Genomic DNA, 20,871 nt, shown 5'->3' on the forward strand with positions numbered 1-20,871 from the left:
CGGGAATGCCGGTCCGGGAGGGGCCCGTTGCCGGGTGCATGAATCTCGGAGCAACGCTCAGTTCGACCTCCCGTCAGCTTCCGATCGACGAGACGGTGCGGCTCGCGCGGGAGGCGCGCGACGCCGGCCTGCACTCCGCGTGGTTCGGCCAGTCCTTCGCGTACGACTCGCCCTCGCTCGCCGCGATCGTCGGACGCGAGGTGCCGGGCCTCCAGGTGGGGACGGCCGCGATCCCGGTCTTCGGCCGGCACCCGCTGGTCGTCTCGGCCCAGGCGCAGACGGCGCAGGCCGCCACCGGCGGCCGCTACCACCTCGGGCTCGCGCTCGGCACCCGCCATCTGACCGAGACCGCCTTCGGCATCCCGTACGAGCGGCCGATCGGGCTGCTCAGGGAGTTCCTCACCGCTCTGCGTCCGCTCCTGGAGACGGGCAGCGCCGACTTCCACGGGGAGCTGCTGACCGCCACGACCCCGTACTCGGCGTCGGTGCCGGGCGCCGAGCCGCCGGTGCCGGTCCTGGTCGCCGCCATGGGGCCGCAGGCGCTGCGGGTCAGCGGTGAACTCGCCGACGGCATCCTGCCGTTCCTGGCCGGTCCCCGGGCGCTCGCCGAGCACATCGTCCCGGCGGTCGCCGCCGCGGCCGGGGCGGCGGGCCGTCCCGCGCCCCGGGTCGTGGCCCTCGTGCCGGGGGTGGTCACGTCCGACGCGGACGCCGTGCGGGAGGCCTCGGCCGAGGCCCTCGCGCTCTACGAGAAGATCCCCTCCTACCGGCGGGTGATCGAGCTGTCGGGGGCCGAGCGGGCCGCCGACCTGGCCCTGATCGGCGACGAGGAGACCGTGGCCGCGGGGATACGGCGCTACCGCGAGGCGGGGGCGACGGAGGTGGTGTTCACCGCGACGGAGGTGAACGGCGAGGAGGACCGGCGCCGCACCTGGAAGCTGCTCGGGGAGCTGAGCGGGGCCTAGCGCCTGTCCGCCGGGGTCCGTTCCGGTTCGGGTTCGCCCTCTCCCTCGGTGTCCAGGTGGGGCAGGATCCGGTCGAGGCGGCGGGGGATCCACCAGGCGTGACTGCCGAGGAGGGTCATCACGGCGGGGACGAGCAGCAGGCGGACCACGGTGGCGTCGATGAGGACGCTGGCGGCGAGGCCGAGGCCGAGCATCTTGACGACGATGTTGTCGGAGACGATGAAGGCCGCGAAGACGCTGACCATGATGAGCGCGGCGCAGGTGATGACGCGGGCGGTGATCTCCAGGGCGTGGGCGACCGCCGCCTTGGGGTCGCCGGTGCGCAGCCAGGCCTCGCGGACGCGGGACAGCAGGAAGATCTCGTAGTCCATGCTCAGGCCGAAGACGATGGCGAACATCATCATCGGGACGTAGCTCTCGATGGGCACCTTGCCGGAGACGCCGAGCGCGGGTCCGCCCCAGCCCCACTGGAAGACGGCGACGACCACGCCGTAGGAGGCGGCGATGGAGAGGACGTTGAGGACGGCGGCCTTGAGGGCGACGAGAAGGCCTCTGAAGACGATCAGGATGACGAGGAAGGCGAGGCCGACCACCACGGCGATGATCAGCGGGAGCCGGCTGGAGACGATGTCGAGGAAGTCGACCTGGGCCGCGGTGGTGCCGGTGACGTAGGTCTTCGCCTCGGTCCCGGCCACCGCCTGCGGCAGCACGTCGTCGACGAGGTGGTCGGTGAGTTCGGTGGTCCGCTCGTCCTGCGGGGAGGCGACCGAGTAGGCGGTCCCGACGAGGACCTGGCCGTCGGAGGTGGTCTGGAGGGGGGTGATGGAGGCGGCGTCGGGGACGTCGGTGAGGGACTGCTGGAGCTTGGTGGCGAGGGCCGCCCGGTCGTCGGCGGGGACGGCCGACTGGTCCACGACGAGGGTCAGGGGGCCGTTGGCGCCGGGGCCGAAGGCCGTGGAGACGAGGTCGTAGGCCCGCCGGTCGGTGAAGGACTCGGGATCGGCTCCGTCGCCGATGTGGCCGAGCTGGATGAAGAGCAGTGGGAAGGCCAGGACGAGGAGGGCCAGGACTCCCCCGGTCAGGAACCACCAGGGGCGCTTCTCCACCCGTTGGGCGTAGCGGTGCCAGGTTCCGTGGGCGGGCGCTCCGGGTTCGGCGTCGGTCTCCGCGACGGGCTTGCGGAGGTGGTAGCGGTCGATGCGGCGGCCGACGAGTCCGAGCAGGGCGGGGACGAGGGTGAGCGCGGAGAGCACGGCGGTGACGACGGTGAAGGCGGCGGCGAGGCCGAGTTTTCCGATGAAGGTGACGCCGGAGACCCACAGTCCGGACAGGGCGATGATGACGGTGCAGCCGGAGACCAGGACGGCGCGGCCGCTGGTGGTGGTCGCGAGGCCCGCCGAGTCGGCGGGATCGTGGCCGTTCATGAGGTTCTGGCGGTGCCGGGTGATGAGGAAGAGGGCGTAGTCGATGCCGACGCCGAGTCCGATCATCGTGGCGAGGGTGGGCGAGACGGTGCCGAAGGTGAAGGCGGCGGCCATGAGGCCGAGGAGGGCGAGGCCGCAGATCGCCCCGAGGAGCGCCGTGACGAGGGGCAGGGCGGCGGCGATCAGGCTGCCGAAGCCGATGACGAGGACCACGATCGCGACGGCGAAGCCGATGGCCTCGCTGGTGCGGTCGTCGGCCTCGGGGCGGGCCAGTTCGCCGAGGGTGCCGCCGTACTCGACGGTGACGCCGGCGTCCCGGAGGGGCTGGACGGCCGCGTCGACGCCGTTCAGGTAGTCGGCGCCGAGGGTGGAGGGCTGCACGCCGAAGCGGACGGTGATGTAGGCGGTCCTGCCGTCGGTGGAGAGCGGGCCGGTGTCGGGGGTTCCGGCGGGGGTGGCGGGCGGGGTGGTGCCCGGCGGCGGCAGCGGGTTCTGGGCGCTGAGGACGTCGGGCAGCTTCTCCAGGGCGGCGACGGTGGAGTCGACGGCGGACGCCTCGTCGGTGAGGGGGCCCGAGGGCCGGTTCAGGACGATCTGGGCGCCGTAGCCGCCGGCCGCGGGGTCGTGCGCCTTGAGGACGTCGAGGCCCTGTGCCGACTGGACTCCGGGGAGGTCGAAGTCGTCGGAGTACTGGCCGCCGACGGCCCGGTCGGTGAGCTGGAGGCCCACCATGGCGGCCAGCCACAGCGCGATGACGACGACGAAGTGGCGGGCGCACCAGTGGCCGGTGCGGTAAAGGGCGCCCTTCGGCGGTGACGGGCGGCCCTCGGCCTGGCTTCCTGCGTTCATGGCGTGGCCGTGTCCCGGTAGGCGGTCCCCGAGCGGTTCCGGCGCCGGTGGCGTGCGGGCCGACCCGTCCATTGTTCGTCCGCGACCGCGCTTCGGCATCTCGACGGGGTGCGGGGCCCGGGCCGGGGCCGTTCAGGTCAGCAGGCGGTTGGGGTGGGAGGAGCGGCGGGCGGCGGAGAGGAGGGCGTGGATGCGGGGGCCGGCCTCGTCGATGTCGCTGACGGGGGTGGGGAAGGGCAGCCGGACGTCCTGGTGGCCGGTGGGGTGTTCGAGGCGCAGGGTGATGCCGTAGCGGTCCAGGGCGACGGGGAGGGCGCGGACCATGTCGCGGTCGGGGCGGGGCCGGACGAGGCGGAGCAGCAGGGGGACGAGTTCGGCGTGGTCGTCGACCAGATGGGTGAGCATGGCCGCCTCGCAGGTGGCCATGGGGTCGGGCTCGGTCGCCTGGAGTTCGTCGAGGGCGACGAAGGTGCGGCCGTCGGCGTCCTCCAGGAGGGCCTGGCCGAACTCCATGCACGTGCTGCGGGTGGCCTCGGACTCGTAGGGGGCGTCGAGGAGGCCGGTGAGGGTGACGCGGGCGCGGAGGCGGTCGCGGACCGGGGTGGGGGCGATGTCGGTGAGTTCGAGGCGCACGGGGAGGCGTGCGGCCCGCCCGGTGGGGCAGTCCTCGGAGGGGTCGTGCAGGTGGATGTGGCCCATCGGTCCCGTGCCGTCGAGGCGGTGCACCTCCTGCTCGCCGCCGTCCGTGACGACGGTCATGGAGTGGGCCGCGGTGAGGATGGAGCGCACGCGTTCGGCGGGGGTGGGGCGGGTGGGGCGGGGGCTGAAGGGGCGCATGCGGGTTCTCCCGGGGCAGGGGACGGAAAGGCCGAAGCAGTCACTTAGGCAAGCCTAACCTAACTCATCGCCGCGAAGAGAAGAAGGTCACAGTGGCGCGCTCTCCTGATCCTTTAGTGATCTCACCTAGCATCCGAGCATGACGGTCCTGCCTGACGACGGGCTCTCCCTGGCGTCCGAATTCCCAGACGCGCCACATGAGCAGTGGCAAAACCTCGTGGCGGGCGTCCTGCGCAAATCGGGCAAGGAGGTCTCCGGCGCCGAAGCCGAGGACGCCCTGTCCACCCTGCTGGAGGACGGCCTCGACACGCGCCCGCTGTACACCGCGCGCGACGCGGCACCCGACCCCGGCCTGCCCGGCTTCGCGCCCTTCGTGCGCGGCGGCCGGGCCGAGGGCAACACCGCCGGCGGCTGGGACGTGCGCCAGCGCCACCTGGCGCCCGACAACGCCGCGGTCCTCTCCGACCTGGAGAACGGCGTCACCTCCCTGTGGCTGGGCGTCGGCGACGCGGCCGTCCCGGTCGACTCCCTCGCCGCGACCCTCGACGGCGTCTACCTCGACCTCGCGCCCGTCGTCCTCGACGCCGGCGACGAGACGGCGGCCGCCGCCGAGCGCCTCTTCCGCCTGTACGAGGAGCGGGGCGTCGCACCGGAGGCGGCCCGGGGCAACCTGGGCGCGGACCCGCTGGGCCACGAGGCCCGCACCGGCCGCCCCTCCTACGACCTCGCGTCCGTCGCCGGCCTCGCGCGCCGCTGCGCCGACGGGTACCCGGGCCTGCGGGCCCTGACCGTGGACGCCCTGCCGTACCACGGGGCCGGCGGCTCGGCCGCGCAGGAGCTGGGCTGCTCGCTCGCGACGGGCGTGGCCTATCTGCGCGGGCTCACCGAGACGGGTCTGAGCGTCGCGGAGGCCCTCGGGCAGATCGAGTTCCGCTACGCGGCCACCGCCGACCAGTTCCTGACGATCGCCAAGTTCCGCGCGGCGCGCCGGCTCTGGGCCCGGGTGGCCGAGGCCTCCGGCGCCCCGGAGGCGGGCGCGCAGCGCCAGCACGCGGTGACCTCGCCGGTGATGATGACGCGCCGCGACCCGTGGGTGAACATGCTGCGCACCACGATCGCCACGCTCGCCGCCGGGGTCGGCGGCGCGGACGGCGTCACCGTGCTGCCCTTCGACGACGCGCTCGGCCTGCCGGACGCGTTCGCCCGCCGCATCGCCCGCAACACCTCCACCGTCCTCATCGAGGAGTCCCACCTCGCCCGGGTCATCGACCCGGCCGGCGGCTCCTGGTACGTGGAGCGGCTCACCGACGAGCTGGCCCACGCGGGCTGGGAGTTCTTCCGGACGATCGAGCGCGAGGGCGGCCAGGAGGCCGCGCTGCGCTCCGGCTTCGTCGGCGAGCGCCTGGCCGAGACCTGGGCGGCCCGGAGCAGGAAGCTCGCCACCCGCCGCGAACCGATCACCGGCGTCAGCGAGTTCCCGCACCTCGCGGAGAAGCCCGTCGAACGCGCGCCCGCGCCCGCGCCGCCCTCCGGCGGCCTGCCCCGCGTCCGCCGCGACGAGGCGTACGAGGCGCTGCGCGCCCGTTCCGACGCCCACCTCGCGGCGACCGGCACCCGGCCCAGGGTCTACCTGGCCGCGCTCGGCCCGGCGGCCGCGCACTCGGCCCGCCTGACGTTCGCCGCCAACCTCTTCCAGGCGGGCGGCATCGAGCCGGTCACCGAGGGCACGTTCGAGGAGAGCGGCGCCCGCGAGGCCTGCCTCTGCTCCAGCGACGCGCTGTACGAGGAACGGGCCGAGGCCACCGCGTCCGAGCTGCGCGCGGCGGGGGCGGAGCACGTCCTCCTCGCCGGCCGCCCGGGGCAGTACTCCGGCGTCGACACGTACCTCTTCGCGGGCTGTGACGCCGTCGCCCTGCTCGCCACCGCCCTCGACCGCATGGGAGTGTCCCGATGACCGTCCCCGACTTCTCCGGGATCGAACTCGGGGCCCCCGCCCGCGGCGCCGGCTCCGACGAGTGGCGCACGGCCGTCAAGAAGGCCGCGGGCGGCGACGACCTGCTCTGGGAGACCCCGGAGGGCATCGGCGTCAAGCCGCTCTACACCGGGCAGGACCTGGAGGGCCTCGACTTCCTGGACACCCGCCCGGGCATGGCGCCGTACCTGCGCGGCCCGTACCCGACGATGTACGTCAACCAGCCCTGGACGATCCGGCAGTACGCCGGCTTCTCCACCGCCGAGGAGTCGAACGCCTTCTACCGGCGCAACCTGGCGGCCGGCCAGAAGGGCCTGTCGGTCGCCTTCGACCTGCCGACCCACCGCGGCTACGACAGCGACCACCCGCGCGTCACCGGCGACGTCGGCATGGCGGGCGTCGCCATCGACTCGATCTACGACATGCGCCAGCTGTTCGACGGCATCCCGCTGGACCGCATGACGGTGTCGATGACGATGAACGGCGCCGTCCTGCCGGTCCTCGCGCTCTACATCGTGGCCGCCGAGGAGCAGGGCGTACCGCCCGAGAAGCTGGCCGGGACCATCCAGAACGACATCCTCAAGGAGTTCATGGTCCGCAACACGTACATCTATCCGCCCGGGCCCTCGATGCGGATCATCTCCGACATCTTCGCCTACACCTCGCAGCGGATGCCGCGCTACAACTCGATCTCCATCTCGGGCTACCACATCCAGGAGGCGGGTGCGACGGCCGACCTGGAGCTGGCGTACACGCTCGCGGACGGCGTCGAGTACATCCGCGCGGGCCGCGAGGCCGGGCTCGACGTGGACGCGTTCGCCCCGCGCCTGTCGTTCTTCTGGGCGATCGGCATGAACTTCTTCATGGAGGTCGCCAAGCTGCGCGCGGCCCGCCTCCTGTGGGCCAAGCTGGTCAGGCAGTTCGACCCGAAGAACACCAAGTCGCTCTCCCTGCGCACGCATTCGCAGACCTCGGGCTGGTCGCTGACCGCGCAGGACGTGTTCAACAACGTCACCCGCACCTGCGTGGAGGCGATGGCGGCGACCCAGGGCCACACCCAGTCGCTGCACACCAACGCGCTCGACGAGGCCCTCGCCCTGCCGACCGACTTCTCGGCGCGCATCGCCCGCAACACCCAGCTCCTGCTCCAGCAGGAGTCGGGCACCTGCCGGACCATCGACCCGTGGGGCGGCAGCGCGTACGTCGAGCGGCTGACCTACGACCTCGCGCGCCGCGCCTGGCAGCACATCCAGGAGGTCGAGGGCGCCGGCGGCATGGCGAAGGCCATCGACGCGGGCATCCCCAAGCTGCGCGTGGAGGAGGCCGCGGCCCGCACCCAGGCCCGGATCGACTCCGGCCGGCAGCCGGTGATCGGCGTCAACAAGTACCGGGTGGAGACCGACGAGCAGATCGACGTGCTCAAGGTCGACAACTCCTCGGTGCGCGCCCAGCAGATCGCCAAGCTGCGCCGGCTGCGCGAGGAGCGGGACGAGACCGCCTGCCGGGACGCGCTCGACGCGCTCACCCGCGCGGCGGGCGGCGAGGGCAACCTGCTCGAACTGGCGGTGGACGCGGCCCGCGCCAAGGCCACCGTCGGCGAGATCTCGGACGCCCTGGAGAAGGTGTACGGGCGTCACGCGGGCCAGATCCGTACCATTTCCGGTGTGTACCGCAACGAAGCAGGGGAGTCCCCCTCCGTGGAGCGCACCCGGACCCTGGTGGACGCCTTCGGCGAGGCCGAGGGACGGCGCCCGCGCATCCTGGTCGCCAAGATGGGCCAGGACGGGCACGACCGCGGCCAGAAGGTGATCGCCACGGCCTTCGCCGACCTGGGCTTCGACGTGGACGTCGGCCCGCTGTTCCAGACCCCGGCCGAGGTCGCCCGCCAGGCCGTCGAGGCGGACGTGCACATCGTCGGGGTCTCCTCGCTGGCCGCGGGTCACCTGACCCTCGTGCCGGCGCTCCGGGAGGAGCTGGCGGCGGAGGGCCGCGAGGACATCATGATCGTGGTCGGCGGGGTGATTCCCCCGCAGGACGTGGCGACGCTCCTGGAGATGGGCGCGGCGGCGGTCTTCCCGCCCGGCACCGTCATCCCGGACGCGGCCCACGACCTGGTGACGCGCCTCGCCGCCGGCCTCGGGCACGACCTGTGATCGGACTCGACACGTACGTGAAGGGGGTGCTCGACGGGAAGCGCGCGCTGATCGCCCGGGCGATCACCCTCGTCGAGTCCACCCGGCCCCAGCACCGGGCCCTCGCCCAGGAACTCCTCACCGAGCTGCTGCCGCACAGCGGCCGGGCGGTGCGGATCGGGATCAGCGGGGTGCCCGGGGTGGGCAAGTCGACCTTCATCGACGCGTTCGGGACGATGCTGACCGGGCTCGGCCACCGGGTGGCGGTCCTCGCCGTCGACCCGTCGTCGAGCCGTACGGGCGGCTCCATCCTCGGCGACAAGACGCGGATGGAGCGCCTCGCCGTCGACCCGGCGGCCTTCGTCCGCCCCTCCCCCACCGCCGGCACGCTCGGCGGGGTCGCGAAGGCGACCCGGGAGTCGATCGTCGTCATGGAGGCGGCGGGGTACGACGTGGTCCTGGTGGAGACGGTGGGCGTCGGCCAGTCGGAGACGGCCGTCGCCAACATGGTCGACTCCTTCCTCCTGCTGACCCTGGCCCGCACCGGCGACCAGCTCCAGGGCATCAAGAAGGGCGTCCTGGAACTGGCCGACGTGGTCGCCGTCAACAAGGCGGACGGCCCGCACGAGCAGGACGCGCGGGCCGCCGCGCGCGAACTGGCGGGCGCGCTGCGGCTGATGCACGGCGCCGACGCGTTCTGGACGCCGCCGGTGCTCAGTTGCAGCGCCCGGGAGTCCTCGGGCCTCGACGAGGTGTGGGGACGCCTGGAGCGGCACCGCGCCCTGCTCGACTCCACCGGCCGCCTCACGGCCAAGCGACAGGACCAGCAGGTCGACTGGACCTGGACCATGGTCCGCGAGGAACTCCTCGACCGGCTGCGCACGAACCCGGCGGTCCAGGAACTCGCGCCCCTGCTCGAACGCCAGGTCAGGGACGGCGAGCTGACGGCGACGCTGGCGGCCGAGCGGGTCCTGAAGGCGTTCGGGGAGGGGTCCCGGACCTGACCGCCCCCGCCACCACCGCGCACGCCGCGCCCGCTCCCGAACCCGCCGCTGTCCCCGCCGTCGCCGGCGTCCGGCCGATCGTCGGCGGCGGCAGCGGCGGCCAGGCGAGCGAGAACCGCTCGTTCATGGTCTCCCTCCAGCAGCAGGGCCGGCACGGCTGCGGCGGCTCCCTGATCGCCCCGCGGTGGGTCGTCACCGCCGCCCACTGCGTCACCGGCCGGCAGGGCGGCCGGATTCCGGCCCAGCAGATCCAGCTGCGCATCGGCTCGGCCGACCGCACCCAGGACACCACGGCGGCCGTCCGGCGGATCGTCCGCCACCCCCGGTACACCGGCGACGTCTCCGGCGGCAACGACATCGCTCTGCTGCACCTGGGCGCCCCGGTGCGGAACCGGCCGGTCTCCATCGCCTCCGGTTCGCCGTCCGAAGGCACCGCGACGCACCTGCTCGGCTGGGGCCAGACCTGTCCCCGGCAGGGATGCTCGCAGCAGCCGCCCCGCCACCTGAAGCAACTGGACACCCGGATCGACCCCGACCGGATGTGCGCGGCGGGCTTCGACGGCGCCGATGAACTGTGCGTGTACGGCACCCCGCAGGCCACCGCCTGCTACGGGGACTCCGGCGGCCCCGCCCTGATCGGGAGCTCCGGCCGCCGGCAACTGGTCGGCGCCACCAGCCGCGCCGGGCAGAACGGCAGCGCCACCATCCACACCGATGTGACCGCCCACCGGCAGTGGATCGGCCGGAACACCGGCGGAGCCCTGAACCGGTCCTGAACCGGTCCTGAACCGGTACGGAGACCTGCCGGGCAGGTCCTGCCCGGCCGACGCCCGTGGAGACGCCGGGAACGGCCGGCGCCGGGGGCGGCGGGACCGTAGGAGGTCGGTCCCGCCGCCCCCGGCGGGTTCTTCCGGTCCGGCCGCGGTCAGACCCGGTCGGCCGCGATCAGGACGTACTGGAAGGAGCCGTCCCTGTACGACTCGATGAACGCCTCCTCGATGCCGGTGACCAGGGACGACGTGGCCCGCAGCTCCCAGTAGGGCAGGGTCTCCGGGGTCAGGTCGACGACGGCCTGCGGGACGAGCCGGTTGTCGGCCATCGCGCGCAGGTACTCGCGGCGGGAGTGGATGTTGCACTCGAAGTGCGCGTTGATCTGCGACACCCACTTGGACGGCTGGCCGTACTTCGGGTTCCAGCAGCCGGTGACGGTGACGTACCGGCCGCCGACCTTCAGGAACCGGGCGTGCTCGGCGAAGAGGTCGTCCAGGTCGACGTACATGCTCGACTCGTTGTTCCACGAGGCGGTGACGGAGCCCTTCTCGAAGGGGGTGTCGAGCATGTTGCAGACGCGGGCGCGGACGTGGTCGTCGATGCCCAGTTCCTTCGCGCGCCGGTTGCCGAACTCGGCCTGCGCGGAGGAGAGGGTGACGCCCTCGACCGTGCAGCCGAAGCGCTGGTGGGCCATGACGCTCGAACCGCCCCGGCCGCAGCCGGCGTCGACGAGCGTGTCCTCGCGCCCGACGTCCCCGAGGTGGTCGAGGAGGACGTCGGTCTGCGCCGACTCCAGGCGGTGCAGCTCGGCGACGAGCTTCTTCTCGTACGCGGCGTCCTCCGGGTCCCCGAGGGCGGCGTGGTCGACGGCTCCGACGCCGTAGTGGTGGTGGTAGAGCCCGTCGACGTCGCCGAGGCGCAGGTTCACGGGCCGCGCCTCGGCGTTCCAGTAGCGCGCGATGTCGCCCTGGTACGGGGTCGCGGGGCCGGGGACGAACGCGGCGGTGGTGGTCGTGTCGGTGCTGGTCACTGAGGTTTCCGTTTCTTACCAGAAGTCGGGCAGGCTGTAGCGGTAGGTGTTGGTCCGGTGCCAGTGGTGGTTGCCGTCGACCCACACGGCCACGCCGCGCAGGAAGCGCAGCACGCTCGGGACGGGGCAGGCCGCGGCCAGGGCGGCGGCCTCGGACTCGAAGTCGCGCATGAGGTCGTTGTGGACCTCGACCGCCTTCAGATAGGCGTCCTTCTCGGAGAGGGATTCGCGCTCGGCGAGCACCACGGGCAGGTTCAGGTGGCGGCCGGGGGTCGCCAGTTCCTTGGTGTACGAGTACAGGTCGTTGACGATGGTGCTGGCGTTGCCGGCGAGCGCGAGGACCCGCTGCATGTCCGGCCGGGCGTGCAGGTCGGCGGGGAGTTCGTAGCCGCCGACGGTGTCGGTGATGGTGGGGCAGGGGCGGAAGTTGTTGAACTGCCGCATCGCGAGGTACTCCCACACCTCCGGCAGGTGGTCCGTCTCGGCCCAGGCGGCCTCGGCGAGGTAGCCCAGGTGCAGCCGGGCCATGTCGTGCCGGTACCGGTCGGCCTGGGAGGGGGTGGCCTGCCGGACGAAGTACTCCATGGCGGAGCGGTACGCGCGCCGGGGGGCGTCCGCGTGCAGCGACTCCGCCCACTGCGACTGGTAGGCCGACGTCGTGTGCAGCGGGTCGAGGGCGGTGTGGGCGAGGAGGAGGCGACCGCCGAGGCCGACGGGCGAGCCGCCGTGGTCCTCGCAGTAGCAGTCGTCGACCGCGTTCTCGGCGACCATCAGGCGGGTGGCGACCATCAGGTGGTCGACGGTCGGGGCGTCGGGGTGGCAGGCGACCATGTAGCGGCCGACCAGGAAGCCGTCGAACTGCCCCTCCCAGTCCTCGGGGAACAGGTCGACCTCGTCCACCGCCCACTCCTTGATGCGGCGGCTGACCTCCGCCACGCGGGCGGGGTCGGGCTCCGGCACCGGGTGGAAGTAGAGGCCGGGGATCGGGCGTCCCTCCGCCGGATCGGCCGGCTCCTCCGGCGCGGGGGGCGCGGGGGCCTCCGGGCGCGGGACCAGGGAGAGGCCCGCCGTGCCCAGACCGCTGGGGCCGCGCAGGATCCGTTCGAGGGCGGGCCGTGGCGGTGGTTCAGGAACGCCTTCCCGGAGGGGCGGGGCGGCCGGGGCGCCGTCGGGGACGGTGGGAGCGGCGGGGGCCGCGGGGACGACGGGAGCGGCGGGAGCCGTCGGCAGGGTGAGGGCGTGGGACGCGGCGGTGGGCAGGCTCGACCGCAGGGGGGAAGGCCCGGGATCGGGCATCCGTGACTCCTTGGAGGGGGTGGGCGGGCCGCCCGGTTCCGGGCACGCCCGCCCGGCCCGGGGGCTCCGGGCCGTGCTGAACGGGCTTCGCCGAACGGGCTTCGCCGGGCGGGCCGATGGGCGACTGGTCGGCTGGGCGATGAGGCGCGGGGTAGCCGGGCCGGCCGGGCGGCGGGGCGGGGAAAGCCGGGGCGCGCTAGCGCCTGCGGGCGATCTCCACGTTCTCCAGGACCCCGAGCGCGTTGGGCACCAGGACGGCGGCGGAGTAGTAGGTGGTGACCAGGTAGGAGATGATCGACTTCTCGTCGATGCCCATGAAGCGGACCGAGACGCCCGGTTCGTACTCCTCCGCCAGGCCGGTCTGCCGCAGGCCGACGACGCCCTGGTTGTCCTCGCCGAGGCGCATGGCGAGGATCGAGCTGGTGTTCTCCGGGCTGATGGGGATCTTGTCGCAGGGCAGGATCGGGACCCCGCGCCAGGTCTGGACCCGCTGCCCGTCGAGGTCGACGTGGTCCGGGTGGATCCGCCGGGCGTTGAGCTCGCGCCCGATCGCCGCGATCGTCCGGGAGTGGGCGAGGAAGAGCTTGGTGCCCCGGCGGCGGCAGAGCAGCTCGTCGAGGTCGTCCGGGGTGGGCGGGCCGGAGTGCGGCTGGATCCGCTGCTTGAAGTCGGCGTTGTGGAGCAGGCCGAACTCCCGGTTGTTGATCAGCTCGTACTCCTGGCGCTCGCGCAGCGCCTCGACGGTGAGCCGGAGCTGTTCCTCCGTCTGGTTCATCGGGCCGTTGTAGAGGTCGGCGACGCGGGTGTGGACCTTGAGGACGGTCTGGGCGACGGAGAGTTCGTACTCGCGCGGCGCGAGCTCGTAGTCGACGAAGGCGCCCGGCAGCGCGACCTCTCCCGTGTGGCCGGACGACATCGGGATCGCGGCCTCGCCGTACTTGTTCTTCGGCCGGTGGGCCCGGGAGCCGAGTTCCCGCACGTGAGCCCGGAGGCCGGGCGCCAGGGCCAGTACGGCCTCGAAGTCGGCGCGGGAGAGGGTGAGCAGGGTGCCGGCGGTCTCGGCGGTGGCGGTGCGGCCCCAGCCGGCGTCGGCTTCGAGGAGGGCGCTCTCGCCGAAGTGGTCGCCGTCGGCGAGGACGCCGACGGTGTCCTCGCCGCCGTACTTGCCGGGGCAGGTCTGACCGACCCGGCCGTGGGCGATCAGGTGGAGTCCCCCGGCGGGGTCGCCGTGCCGGGCCAGCACCTCTCCGGCGCGGAAGTCGCGCTGGACGCACCGGGCGGCGAGCGCGGTCAGCACCTCCTCGTCGTCGAAGCCGCGCAGCAGGGCCAGTTCACCGAGCTCGCGCGGGATGACCCGGACGCGGGCGCCGTCCTGGACGAACTCGACGCGCCCGTCGCCGACGGTGTGGCTGAGCCGGCGGTTCACCCGGTAGGCGCCGCCCCTGGTCTCCACCCAGGGGAGCATCCGCAGCAGCCAGCGGGAGGTGATCTCCTGCATCTGCGGGGCGGACTTGGCCGTGTGGGCGAGCTTGCGGGCGGCCGCGGTGCTCAGACTGGACTGCCGGGACGGCAGGGGCCGTACGTCCGGGCGGTCGTCAACGGTCATCGGGCGAGCTCTCTTCCGCGAAGGCGGTGCTCGGCGCCTGGGCGCGTGACACCGCCGAAAGGAGAAACAGGGTGCGAAGATCCGGCAATCCGCCCGGATCCCGGGGAACAGTAACGGCCGTCGCACCCGGCTCGCCCCCTCGGAAGGGGGCCTTTACCTCCATGCAGTGATCTTGATCCGAACAGGGTTTACCTGCCCGAACACAGGTTTTCGAGCCATCCGTTCGCGTGTCGGCCAGTGGCCGGGATCAGCGCCCCAGTCGGGCGTCCAGCCACTGGAGGACCTCGGGGGTCACCGGGTCGGTGATGTCGGCGAACTCCTCGTGCTTCTTCAGGAACTTCGCCACGTACGGGCAGACGGGGACGACGCGCAGGCCGGAGGCGCGCACGTCGGCGAGGGCCCGTTCGACGAGGATCCCGGCCAGGCCCTGTCCGGCGTAGGCGTCGTCGACCTCGGTGTGGAAGAAGACCCGCCGGTCGTCGCGGTCGCGGTAGGCCGTCAGACCGGCGCGCTCGCCGTCGACGAGGATCTCGTAGCGGTGCCGGTCGTCCACGCGGCGCACCTCGGGAGCGGCTGCCTGCTGGGTCATGGGGGTGCCTTTCGGGTGACGGGAGGAGAGCGGGGAGCCGGCCGGAACCGATCGCCCGCGCCCCACGGGGCCGGCGGTCGTCCGCGCCCCGCGCGCCCGACGATATCCGCGGGTCCGTGACCGGGCCTCAGCGGTACGCGCCGAGGGCGTCGTTCATGCGCGCGAGGACGCGGAGGGCGGCGCGCAGGTCGTCGGGTTCGACGAGCGGCAGGAGCCCCTCGCGCTCCCGGTCGAACGCCGCGTCGCCGCGCCGCACCAGGTCGGTGCCGGCCGGGGTGAGGCCCACGGCGTTCTCGCGGCGGCTGTGCGGGGACGGCCGGACCTCGACGAGTCCGGCGGAGACCGCGTGGTCGATCTGGCGGCTGACGGTGCCCTTGGTCAGGCCGAGCCGGTCGGCGACCTGCTGCTGGTTGAGCGTCCCGGGGTGGGCGTCGATGACGGAGAGCACCAGGAACTGTGCAAGAGAGATGCCCAACTCCCGCTGGAACAGCGTCTCTCCGTTGCGGTCCATCAGACCCGCGACCCGGCGGGTGAGGTACCAGAGCGTGGCCAGGTCGTCGGGCAGCGGCGGCTGGTTGTCCATGGGGTCAGGGTAGACCATGCGTTTGACAGACAACCGTTTCGACTGCAACCGTTGCTGTCGAAACGGTCCTTCGTCCTCCGGGAGTCCCCGTGCGCGTCCTGCTGGTCCTCGACCACCCCTACACCCTCGCCTCGGCCGAGAACGTGCCGCACCGGCGCAGCTTCACCGCCGCCGTCGCCGCGGCCGCCGTCCGGGGCGCCACCGCGGCCGGACACGAGGTGGACGTGATCGACCTGGCCGCCGACGGGTTCTCGCCCGTGATGACCCGGGAGGACCTCGTCGCCTGGCGGCAGGGCGCCGTGGTCGACCCCCTGGTGGACGCCTACCAGCGGCGCCTGCTGGCCGCCGACCACCTGGTGTTCGCCTTTCCGGTGTGGTGGGAGGCGATGCCGGCGGCCACCAAGGGCTTCCTCGACCGGGTGCTCACCAAGGGCGTGGTGTTCGCCGAACGGCCGGACGCCAAGGGCAATCCGTTCCACAACCTGATGCCGCGCCTCGGCGGGGTCACCGTCCTGTCCGTCATGACCACCCCGGACAAGGCCTACCGCTGGTGGTACCGCGACCCGCTGACCAAGATCCTGTTCAAGGGGACCTTCGGCAAGATCGGCGTCGGGAACCTGCGGTGGATCAACTTCGACCGCGTCGCCGGGAGGACCCCGGAGCAGCGCCGGCGGCTGCTCGACGACACCGAGCGGCGGTTCGCCGCCCTCGCCCCGGACCGGAAGGGCCCGCGCGTCCGCGGGAACCGGCGCGCGCCCGGGGCCCCGCTCACCCGCAGCGGTACGTGAAGGCCCCCTCGGCCGTGCGCGCGTCGGGCGACGTGATCACCAGGCGGGCCACGGCCCGGTGGGTGCCGGGCCCGTGGAAGGTCCAGAGCAGGTGGAGCCCGGCCTCCTCCTGCCCCCGGGCCAGGGTCTCGCGCAGGGGCGCGGACCGGGTCCCGTCGCTGCGCTCCCAGTGGTACGTCAGGGTGCCGGGCCGGCCGTCGGTGCGCACGACGCCCACGACGTCCGCCGTGCCGTCGCAGCCGAGCGGCCCGGCGGCGGTGACCGCGACGTCCCGCACCGCCGCCCGGGGGCCGTACTCCCGCCAGGCGAGGAAGGCCAGGACGGCGACCAGGACCAGCGCGGCGAGCGCGTAGCGGCGCGGCCGCCGGGGGCGGGGCGGGCGCGGCGGCGGGGCGCCGGGCAGGGTGCCCTGCCAGATCTGGACCGCGGTCGGGGTGTTCCCGGCGCGCCGGGCGGCGGCCGCGGTCACCCCCGGTCCGAAGCGCAGGACCTCGCCCTCCCGCCGGTCGGGGACCGGGTCCGGCTCGGGTCCCTCGAACCAGTGGCTGCCGAGTTCGGTGGCGCTGTAGTCGTCGTCGTTCACGAGATCACGCACCGTCGGACGAAGACCTGCCGGAGGGAACCGCCGTTCCCGGCGGCCGGGTCCGTGCTCGCGCGCGCTCCCCAGTAGCAGCCGGCGCCCCGGAAGGCGTGCGGGAGCGTGAGGGTGTACCGGGTGTCCCCCGCGCGCCGGAAGGTCTCGGAGCCGTCCGGCGTGCCCGGCGAGCCCTTCTCGTCGCCGGTGGACCACTCGACGAGGAGCGTCACCGGGCCCGTGCCGTCCGTCGTGATCTCGACGGTGGCCTCGGCGGTCGCGGTCCCGGTCTGCCGCAGGCTCGTGACGGAGACGGCCGTCACGGAGACGGGCGGCGTCGTCGGGGGCGTGGTGGGCGGTGTGCTCGGCGGAGTCGACGGAGGTTCCGTGGCCGGAGCGGTCGGGGTGACCGGAGCGGCCGGAACGGTGGAGGCGGGCGGCCCGGTCGGCGCGCCGTCCGTCGGGGAGGGGGTGGCCGGCGGGGCGGAGGTCTCCGGATCCGTCGAAGTCGAAGTCGGTGTCGCGGTCGGTATCGAAGTCGGTGTCGCGGTCGGTGTCGGCGTGGCCGTGGGCGTGGACTCCGGCGAGGGAGAGGCGGACGCGCTCGGGTCCGGCGGGAGCGGGTTCGCCGCCGTGTCCGTGGTCGCGAAGGCCTGCGCGGCCCGGTCGCCGTCCGTCTCCTCTCCCCCGGCCCGCGCGGCGAGGGCGAGCAGCAGCGCCAGGACGAGCGCGGCCGCCCCGGCGGGCAGTGCGCGGGGGAACCGGCGCCGGAGGCGCGGCGCGGGCGGCCGGGGCAGGGTGGTCGTGGCGAACGCGGTCGCGCCCTGGGCCGTACCGCCGGAGGAGGGGAAGAGCAGCGGCAGGAGCGCGGCGAGGGCCGCGAGGCGGCCCCGGCCCCGCTCCTCCCAGTCCGGGCCGTACGCGGCCGTGGCGACCGACTCCAGTTCGTCGACGAACGCGGCGGCGTTCTCCGGCCGTTCGTGCGGGGCCTTGGCGAGGCCGCGGCGGATGAGCGGGCGCAGCGGCTCGGGTGCCTGTCCGTCGGGGACGGGTGTCTCCAGGTGCTGGAGGGCGAGTTCGGCGAAGTTGTCGCCCGTGAAGGGCTTGCGTCCGGTCAGGCACTCGAAGAAGGTCGCGGTCGCCGCGTAGACGTCGGCCGCCGGGGAGGCGGGGGCGCCGTTCCACTGCTCGGGCGCCATGTAGGCGGGCGTCCCGGCGACGCCGGGTCTGCTGTCGCGTCCGGTCGCGATCCCGAAGTCGACCAGTTTGGACGAGCCGTCGGCGGCGACCAGGACGTTCTCGGGCTTGTAGTCGCGGTGCACGACGCCCGCCCGGTGCGCGGCGGCCAGGCCCAGGAGCGAGCCCTTGAGCACCGTGAGCGCGGCCTCGGGTCCGGTCGAGCCCTCCCGCGCGAGGAGGGCGCGCAGCGCGACGCCGTCCACCAGTTCCATGACGATGGCCGCGCCCCGGGGCGCCTCGACGTACTCGTAGAACCCCACGACGTACGGGGTGTCCAGGGCGCCGAGCAGCCGGGCCTCGGCCCGGAAGCCGCGGACGAACGCCTCGTCCGAACGGAGCCGTTCGCCCAGGTACTTCACGGCCACCGGCGTGCCGGTCGCGTCGTGCGCGGCCAGCACCACGCGGCCGCCGGCGCCCGCCCCCAGCTCACGGGCCTCCGTGTATCCCGGGACCACCCACGCGCTCATCCCCGCCCCCCTCCCCGGCACCCCGGCCGCCCTCCTCCACGGGGACGGATTCCCGCCACGGCCGGTTCCCGGGGGTCAGCGGAGGCCGGGGTCCGGATCGAGGCCGAGGCCGAGGTCGGGATCCAGGTCGGGATCCAGGTCGAGCGTCAGGCGCAGGTCGCGGCTGGAGCGGCCGACGCGCAAACGGCGGCGGCCGGCCGGCGTGCGCCAGTCCCGGCGCTCCTCGTCCCAGGACTGGAAGACCCGCCGGGGCAGGGTCAGGACGACCGTCGCGGTGCCGCCCGCGGGGACCTCGGCGACGGCGAACCCCGCCAGGACGCGGACGGGTTCGCCGGGCGCGCCGTCGGGGGCCTCCAGGTACGCCTGGACGACCTCCCGCCCGGTCCGGGGGCCGGTGTTGGTGAGGGTCACGGCGATCCGGGGCCCGTCGCCGCCTGCGGGAGCGGAGCGGCCGACGGAGGCGGAGCGGTCGGCGGAGGCGGAGCGGTCGGCGGGGACGGTGCGGTCGGCGGGGACGGACGGTCCGAGGGCCTCGGCGCGGTCGTAGGACCAGGTGGTCCAGCCGAGTCCGTGGCCGAAGGGGAAGGCGGGCTTGGTGCCGGCGCGGTCGTAGCCCCGGTGGCCGATGTGGAGCCCCTCGTGGTAGTCGAGGACGCCGTCGACGGGGACGGCGTCGGGGACCGGGACGTCCCCGGCGCGGGCGGGCAGGGTCCAGGGCAGGCGGCCGGAGGGTTCGGCGCGGCCGAGCAGGACGTCGGCGAGGGCGTGTCCCGCCTCCTGGCCGGGCAGCCACGCCCAGAGCAGGGCGGGCACCTCGTCGGCCCAGGGCAGCAGGACCGGGGCGCCGGCGTTGACCACCACCACGGTACGGGGGTTGGCGGCGGCCACCGCGCGCACGAGCCGGTGCTGCTGCGGCGTCAGCTCCAGGTCGGGGCGGTCCCAGCCCTCGGACTCGACCTCCTCGTTGGTCCCGACGACCACCACGGCGACGTCGGCCGCGCGGGCCGCCGCGACGGCCTCGGCGATCTCGTCCTCGACGTCCGGGCCGGGCGGCAGGTGGCGCACGTGGGCGGTGACGAAGCGGCCGTAGGCGTCGGCGTCGACGACCCGGAGGTCGATCCTCAGGTCCAGGCGGACCGGGTCGGCGTCCACCCGCACGGTGTGGCGGCGGGTCTCGGGGTGGTGGTGGCCGGACTCCAGGATCAGTTCGACGCCCCGGTCGTCCTCGCCGGTGTGGACCGGCTCGCCGTCGAGGGCGACGGTGAAGCGCCCGGCGCAGCCGAACTCCAGGAGGTGGTCGCCCGGTTCGGCGAGGGTGATCCGGCCGGTGAGGACCACGTCGGCGGTTCCGTCCGACACGCCGAAGGCCCCCCAGTCGCCGGTGCGGCGGACCTCCTCGCCCAGCGGGGTGCCGTTCCCGTCCAGGTACGCGGCGCGCATCCCGGTGAGGAGCGCGGGGTCGACGAACGGGGCGTGCCGCCGGGACGATCCGCCGCGGTGCACGGTCAGTTCGACCGCCTCCGGCAGGGCGGCCCGCAGCCCCTCGGCGTACCCCACCGTGCGGACGGCCGGGACGTAGGCGCTGCCGCCGCCCTGGAGGTACGGCTCGACGGCGTTCGGTCCGATCAGCGCCACGCGGTTCAGCCGGCTCGCGTCCAGGGGCAGGAGGGCCCGGTCGTCGCGCAGCAGGACGGTGCCCCGGGTGAGGACCTCGCGCAGCGCGGCGAAGTCCTCCTCGCCGACCGGTGCGGGCGCGGGTGCGGCCGGCGGCGGCGGGGGCTGGTCGCCGGGCGCCCAGGGCCCGGTCAGTTTTCCGACGCGGGCGGCGAGCCGCATCAGCCGCAGGACCTTGTCGTCGACGTCCGCCTCGTCCACCTCGCCGCGGCGGACCGCCGCGGCGAGGGCGTCGCCCCACGGCCCGTCGGGGCCCGGCATCACCAGGTCGAGACCGGCGACGGCGGTGGCCGCGGTCGTCCGGGTGGCGGCCCAGTCGCTGATCACCGCCCCGTCGTAGCCCCACTCGTCCTTCAGCACGCCCCGGAGGATCCGCCGGTGTTCGAGGACCGGCGCCGACTCGGTGCCGTCGTCGAGTCCCGAGTAAGCGCCCATCACGCTCCACGGTCCGGCCTCGGCGAGGACGCGCTCGAACGGGGCGAGGTAGACCTCGCGGAGCGTGCGGGGGTCGATCCTGGCGCGGTACCGGGTGCGGTCGGTCTCGGAGTCGTTCGCGACGAAGTGCTTCAGGCAGGCGGCGACGCCCTCGCCCTGGAGGCCGCGCACGAGCGCGGCGCCGAGCGCGCCGGACAGGAGGGGGTCCTCGGAGAGGCACTCGAAGTGGCGGCCGGCGACCGGGGTGCGCTGGAGGTTGACCAGCGGGGCCAGGACGACGTCCACGCCCTTCCGGCGGGCCTCGGCGGCGAAGACGCGGCCGAGGCGTTCGGCGAGTTCCGTGTCCCAGGTGGCGCCGGTGGCGCTCGGGGCCGGGGCGAGGAGTCCGGTCTCGCCGGGCACCTCGCCGGTCCCCCGTACGCCCTGGGGTCCGTCGGAGGTGACGACGGGGTGGAGTCCGAGCCTCGGTTCCCCGTGCAGCGCCCAGAGGCTCGCCCCGGTCAGCAGCCGCACCTTGGCCGTCAGGTCCAGGGACGCGATCAGCGCGGCCCAGCGGCTCTCGTCCGCCTCCGGCCGGGCGGGGCAGGCGGGAGGTGCGGGCGACGGGGCAGACATGGGGTTCCCTCCGGCCGGGGC

16 protein-coding genes are annotated in these 20,871 nt (G+C 74.2%); 6 read left to right on the forward strand and 10 right to left on the reverse strand.

Translation table 11 applies throughout. The features are described from left to right. Positions 1-38: 38 nt before the first annotated feature. Positions 39-965 carry a TIGR03564 family F420-dependent LLM class oxidoreductase gene (locus ACWGSR_RS16055; RefSeq protein ID WP_453566958.1) on the forward strand — a complete coding sequence of 309 codons (927 nt, stop codon included), beginning with the start codon at positions 39-41 and terminating at the stop codon, positions 963-965. Here the strand turns inward: ACWGSR_RS16055 and ACWGSR_RS16060 are convergent. Both ACWGSR_RS16060 and ACWGSR_RS16065 read right to left on the reverse strand, forming a co-directional pair. Then, the gene (locus tag ACWGSR_RS16060; RefSeq protein ID WP_453566960.1) at positions 962-3,238 is read right to left on the reverse strand and encodes an MMPL family transporter; all 2,277 of its coding nucleotides are present in this window, start codon (positions 3,236-3,238) and stop codon (positions 962-964) included. The two genes, ACWGSR_RS16055 and ACWGSR_RS16060, sit on opposite strands and share 4 nt — an antisense overlap. 132 nt (positions 3,239-3,370) lie before the next feature. After that, complete coding sequence (locus tag ACWGSR_RS16065) at positions 3,371-4,075, reverse strand: DUF2470 domain-containing protein (protein ID WP_376238057.1); 705 nt, start codon at positions 4,073-4,075, stop codon at positions 3,371-3,373. Positions 4,076-4,214: 139 nt separating this feature from the next. On the opposite strand from ACWGSR_RS16065, the gene ACWGSR_RS16070 reads away from it, so the two are divergent. From ACWGSR_RS16070 to ACWGSR_RS16085, 4 genes are all read left to right on the forward strand, one after another. Next, positions 4,215-6,029 (forward strand): methylmalonyl-CoA mutase family protein, encoded by a 1,815-nt coding sequence (locus ACWGSR_RS16070; RefSeq protein WP_453566962.1) that lies wholly within the window; start codon positions 4,215-4,217, stop codon positions 6,027-6,029. Further along, complete coding sequence (scpA, locus tag ACWGSR_RS16075) at positions 6,026-8,200, forward strand: methylmalonyl-CoA mutase (protein WP_453566964.1); 2,175 nt, start codon at positions 6,026-6,028, stop codon at positions 8,198-8,200. Before ACWGSR_RS16070 ends, scpA begins: the two co-directional genes overlap by 4 nt. Continuing rightward, entirely contained in the window at positions 8,197-9,183 is a 987-nt protein-coding gene (gene meaB / locus ACWGSR_RS16080; RefSeq protein WP_453566966.1) for a methylmalonyl Co-A mutase-associated GTPase MeaB, read from the forward strand. The genes scpA and meaB overlap by 4 nt, the downstream gene beginning before the upstream one ends. 77 nt (positions 9,184-9,260) lie before the next feature. Continuing rightward, positions 9,261-9,959, forward strand: coding sequence for a S1 family peptidase (locus tag ACWGSR_RS16085; protein ID WP_453567056.1), 699 nt, complete (start codon positions 9,261-9,263; stop codon positions 9,957-9,959). Between the two features lie 149 nt (positions 9,960-10,108). Here ACWGSR_RS16085 and ACWGSR_RS16090 read toward each other — a convergent pair whose 3' ends face one another. The 5 genes from ACWGSR_RS16090 to ACWGSR_RS16110 form a co-directional block, all read right to left on the reverse strand. After that, the gene (locus tag ACWGSR_RS16090; protein WP_376230911.1) at positions 10,109-10,984 is read right to left on the reverse strand and encodes a geranyl diphosphate 2-C-methyltransferase; all 876 of its coding nucleotides are present in this window, start codon (positions 10,982-10,984) and stop codon (positions 10,109-10,111) included. Positions 10,985-10,999: 15 nt separating this feature from the next. Beyond that, positions 11,000-12,280, reverse strand: coding sequence for a family 2 encapsulin nanocompartment cargo protein terpene cyclase (locus ACWGSR_RS16095; protein WP_453566969.1), 1,281 nt, complete (start codon positions 12,278-12,280; stop codon positions 11,000-11,002). A gap of 196 nt (positions 12,281-12,476) precedes the next feature. Further along, a complete protein-coding gene (locus tag ACWGSR_RS16100) occupies positions 12,477-13,886 on the reverse strand; it encodes a family 2B encapsulin nanocompartment shell protein (RefSeq protein WP_453566971.1) in 1,410 nt (469 codons plus the stop codon). A gap of 247 nt (positions 13,887-14,133) precedes the next feature. After that, positions 14,134-14,475 carry a GNAT family N-acetyltransferase gene (locus ACWGSR_RS16105; protein WP_376230908.1) on the reverse strand — a complete coding sequence of 114 codons (342 nt, stop codon included), beginning with the start codon at positions 14,473-14,475 and terminating at the stop codon, positions 14,134-14,136. Positions 14,476-14,602: 127 nt separating this feature from the next. Further along, positions 14,603-15,058 carry a MarR family winged helix-turn-helix transcriptional regulator gene (locus tag ACWGSR_RS16110; RefSeq protein ID WP_453566973.1) on the reverse strand — a complete coding sequence of 152 codons (456 nt, stop codon included), beginning with the start codon at positions 15,056-15,058 and terminating at the stop codon, positions 14,603-14,605. A gap of 89 nt (positions 15,059-15,147) precedes the next feature. On the opposite strand from ACWGSR_RS16110, the gene ACWGSR_RS16115 reads away from it, so the two are divergent. Further along, positions 15,148-15,846, forward strand: coding sequence for an NAD(P)H-dependent oxidoreductase (locus ACWGSR_RS16115; protein ID WP_376230906.1), 699 nt, complete (start codon positions 15,148-15,150; stop codon positions 15,844-15,846). Here the strand turns inward: ACWGSR_RS16115 and ACWGSR_RS16120 are convergent. The 3 genes from ACWGSR_RS16120 to ACWGSR_RS16130 form a co-directional block, all read right to left on the reverse strand. Further along, complete coding sequence (locus tag ACWGSR_RS16120) at positions 15,827-16,441, reverse strand: hypothetical protein (RefSeq protein ID WP_453566975.1); 615 nt, start codon at positions 16,439-16,441, stop codon at positions 15,827-15,829. The genes ACWGSR_RS16115 and ACWGSR_RS16120 overlap by 20 nt on opposite strands. Further along, positions 16,426-18,126, reverse strand: coding sequence for a serine/threonine-protein kinase (locus ACWGSR_RS16125; RefSeq protein WP_453566977.1), 1,701 nt, complete (start codon positions 18,124-18,126; stop codon positions 16,426-16,428). The genes ACWGSR_RS16120 and ACWGSR_RS16125 overlap by 16 nt, the downstream gene beginning before the upstream one ends. 75 nt (positions 18,127-18,201) lie before the next feature. Further along, positions 18,202-20,850 (reverse strand): beta-glucosidase, encoded by a 2,649-nt coding sequence (locus tag ACWGSR_RS16130; RefSeq protein ID WP_453566979.1) that lies wholly within the window; start codon positions 20,848-20,850, stop codon positions 18,202-18,204. Positions 20,851-20,871 lie beyond the last annotated feature (21 nt).

The sequence above is a fragment of the Streptomyces sp. NPDC055632 genome (assembly GCF_053618675.1).

Coding starts and splice junctions, on each gene's coding strand:
- ACWGSR_RS16055 (WP_453566958.1), top strand. CDS start 39: ATGAATCTCGGAGCAACGCTCAGTTCGACCTCCCGTCAGCTTCCGATC.
- ACWGSR_RS16060 (WP_453566960.1), bottom strand. CDS start 3,238: ATGAACGCAGGAAGCCAGGCCGAGGGCCGCCCGTCACCGCCGAAGGGC.
- ACWGSR_RS16065 (WP_376238057.1), bottom strand. CDS start 4,075: ATGCGCCCCTTCAGCCCCCGCCCCACCCGCCCCACCCCCGCCGAACGC.
- ACWGSR_RS16070 (WP_453566962.1), top strand. CDS start 4,215: ATGACGGTCCTGCCTGACGACGGGCTCTCCCTGGCGTCCGAATTCCCA.
- scpA (WP_453566964.1), top strand. CDS start 6,026: ATGACCGTCCCCGACTTCTCCGGGATCGAACTCGGGGCCCCCGCCCGC.
- ACWGSR_RS16095 (WP_453566969.1), bottom strand. CDS start 12,280: ATGCCCGATCCCGGGCCTTCCCCCCTGCGGTCGAGCCTGCCCACCGCC.
- ACWGSR_RS16100 (WP_453566971.1), bottom strand. CDS start 13,886: ATGACCGTTGACGACCGCCCGGACGTACGGCCCCTGCCGTCCCGGCAG.
- ACWGSR_RS16105 (WP_376230908.1), bottom strand. CDS start 14,475: ATGACCCAGCAGGCAGCCGCTCCCGAGGTGCGCCGCGTGGACGACCGG.
- ACWGSR_RS16110 (WP_453566973.1), bottom strand. CDS start 15,058: ATGGACAACCAGCCGCCGCTGCCCGACGACCTGGCCACGCTCTGGTAC.
- ACWGSR_RS16125 (WP_453566977.1), bottom strand. CDS start 18,126: ATGAGCGCGTGGGTGGTCCCGGGATACACGGAGGCCCGTGAGCTGGGG.
- ACWGSR_RS16130 (WP_453566979.1), bottom strand. CDS start 20,850: ATGTCTGCCCCGTCGCCCGCACCTCCCGCCTGCCCCGCCCGGCCGGAG.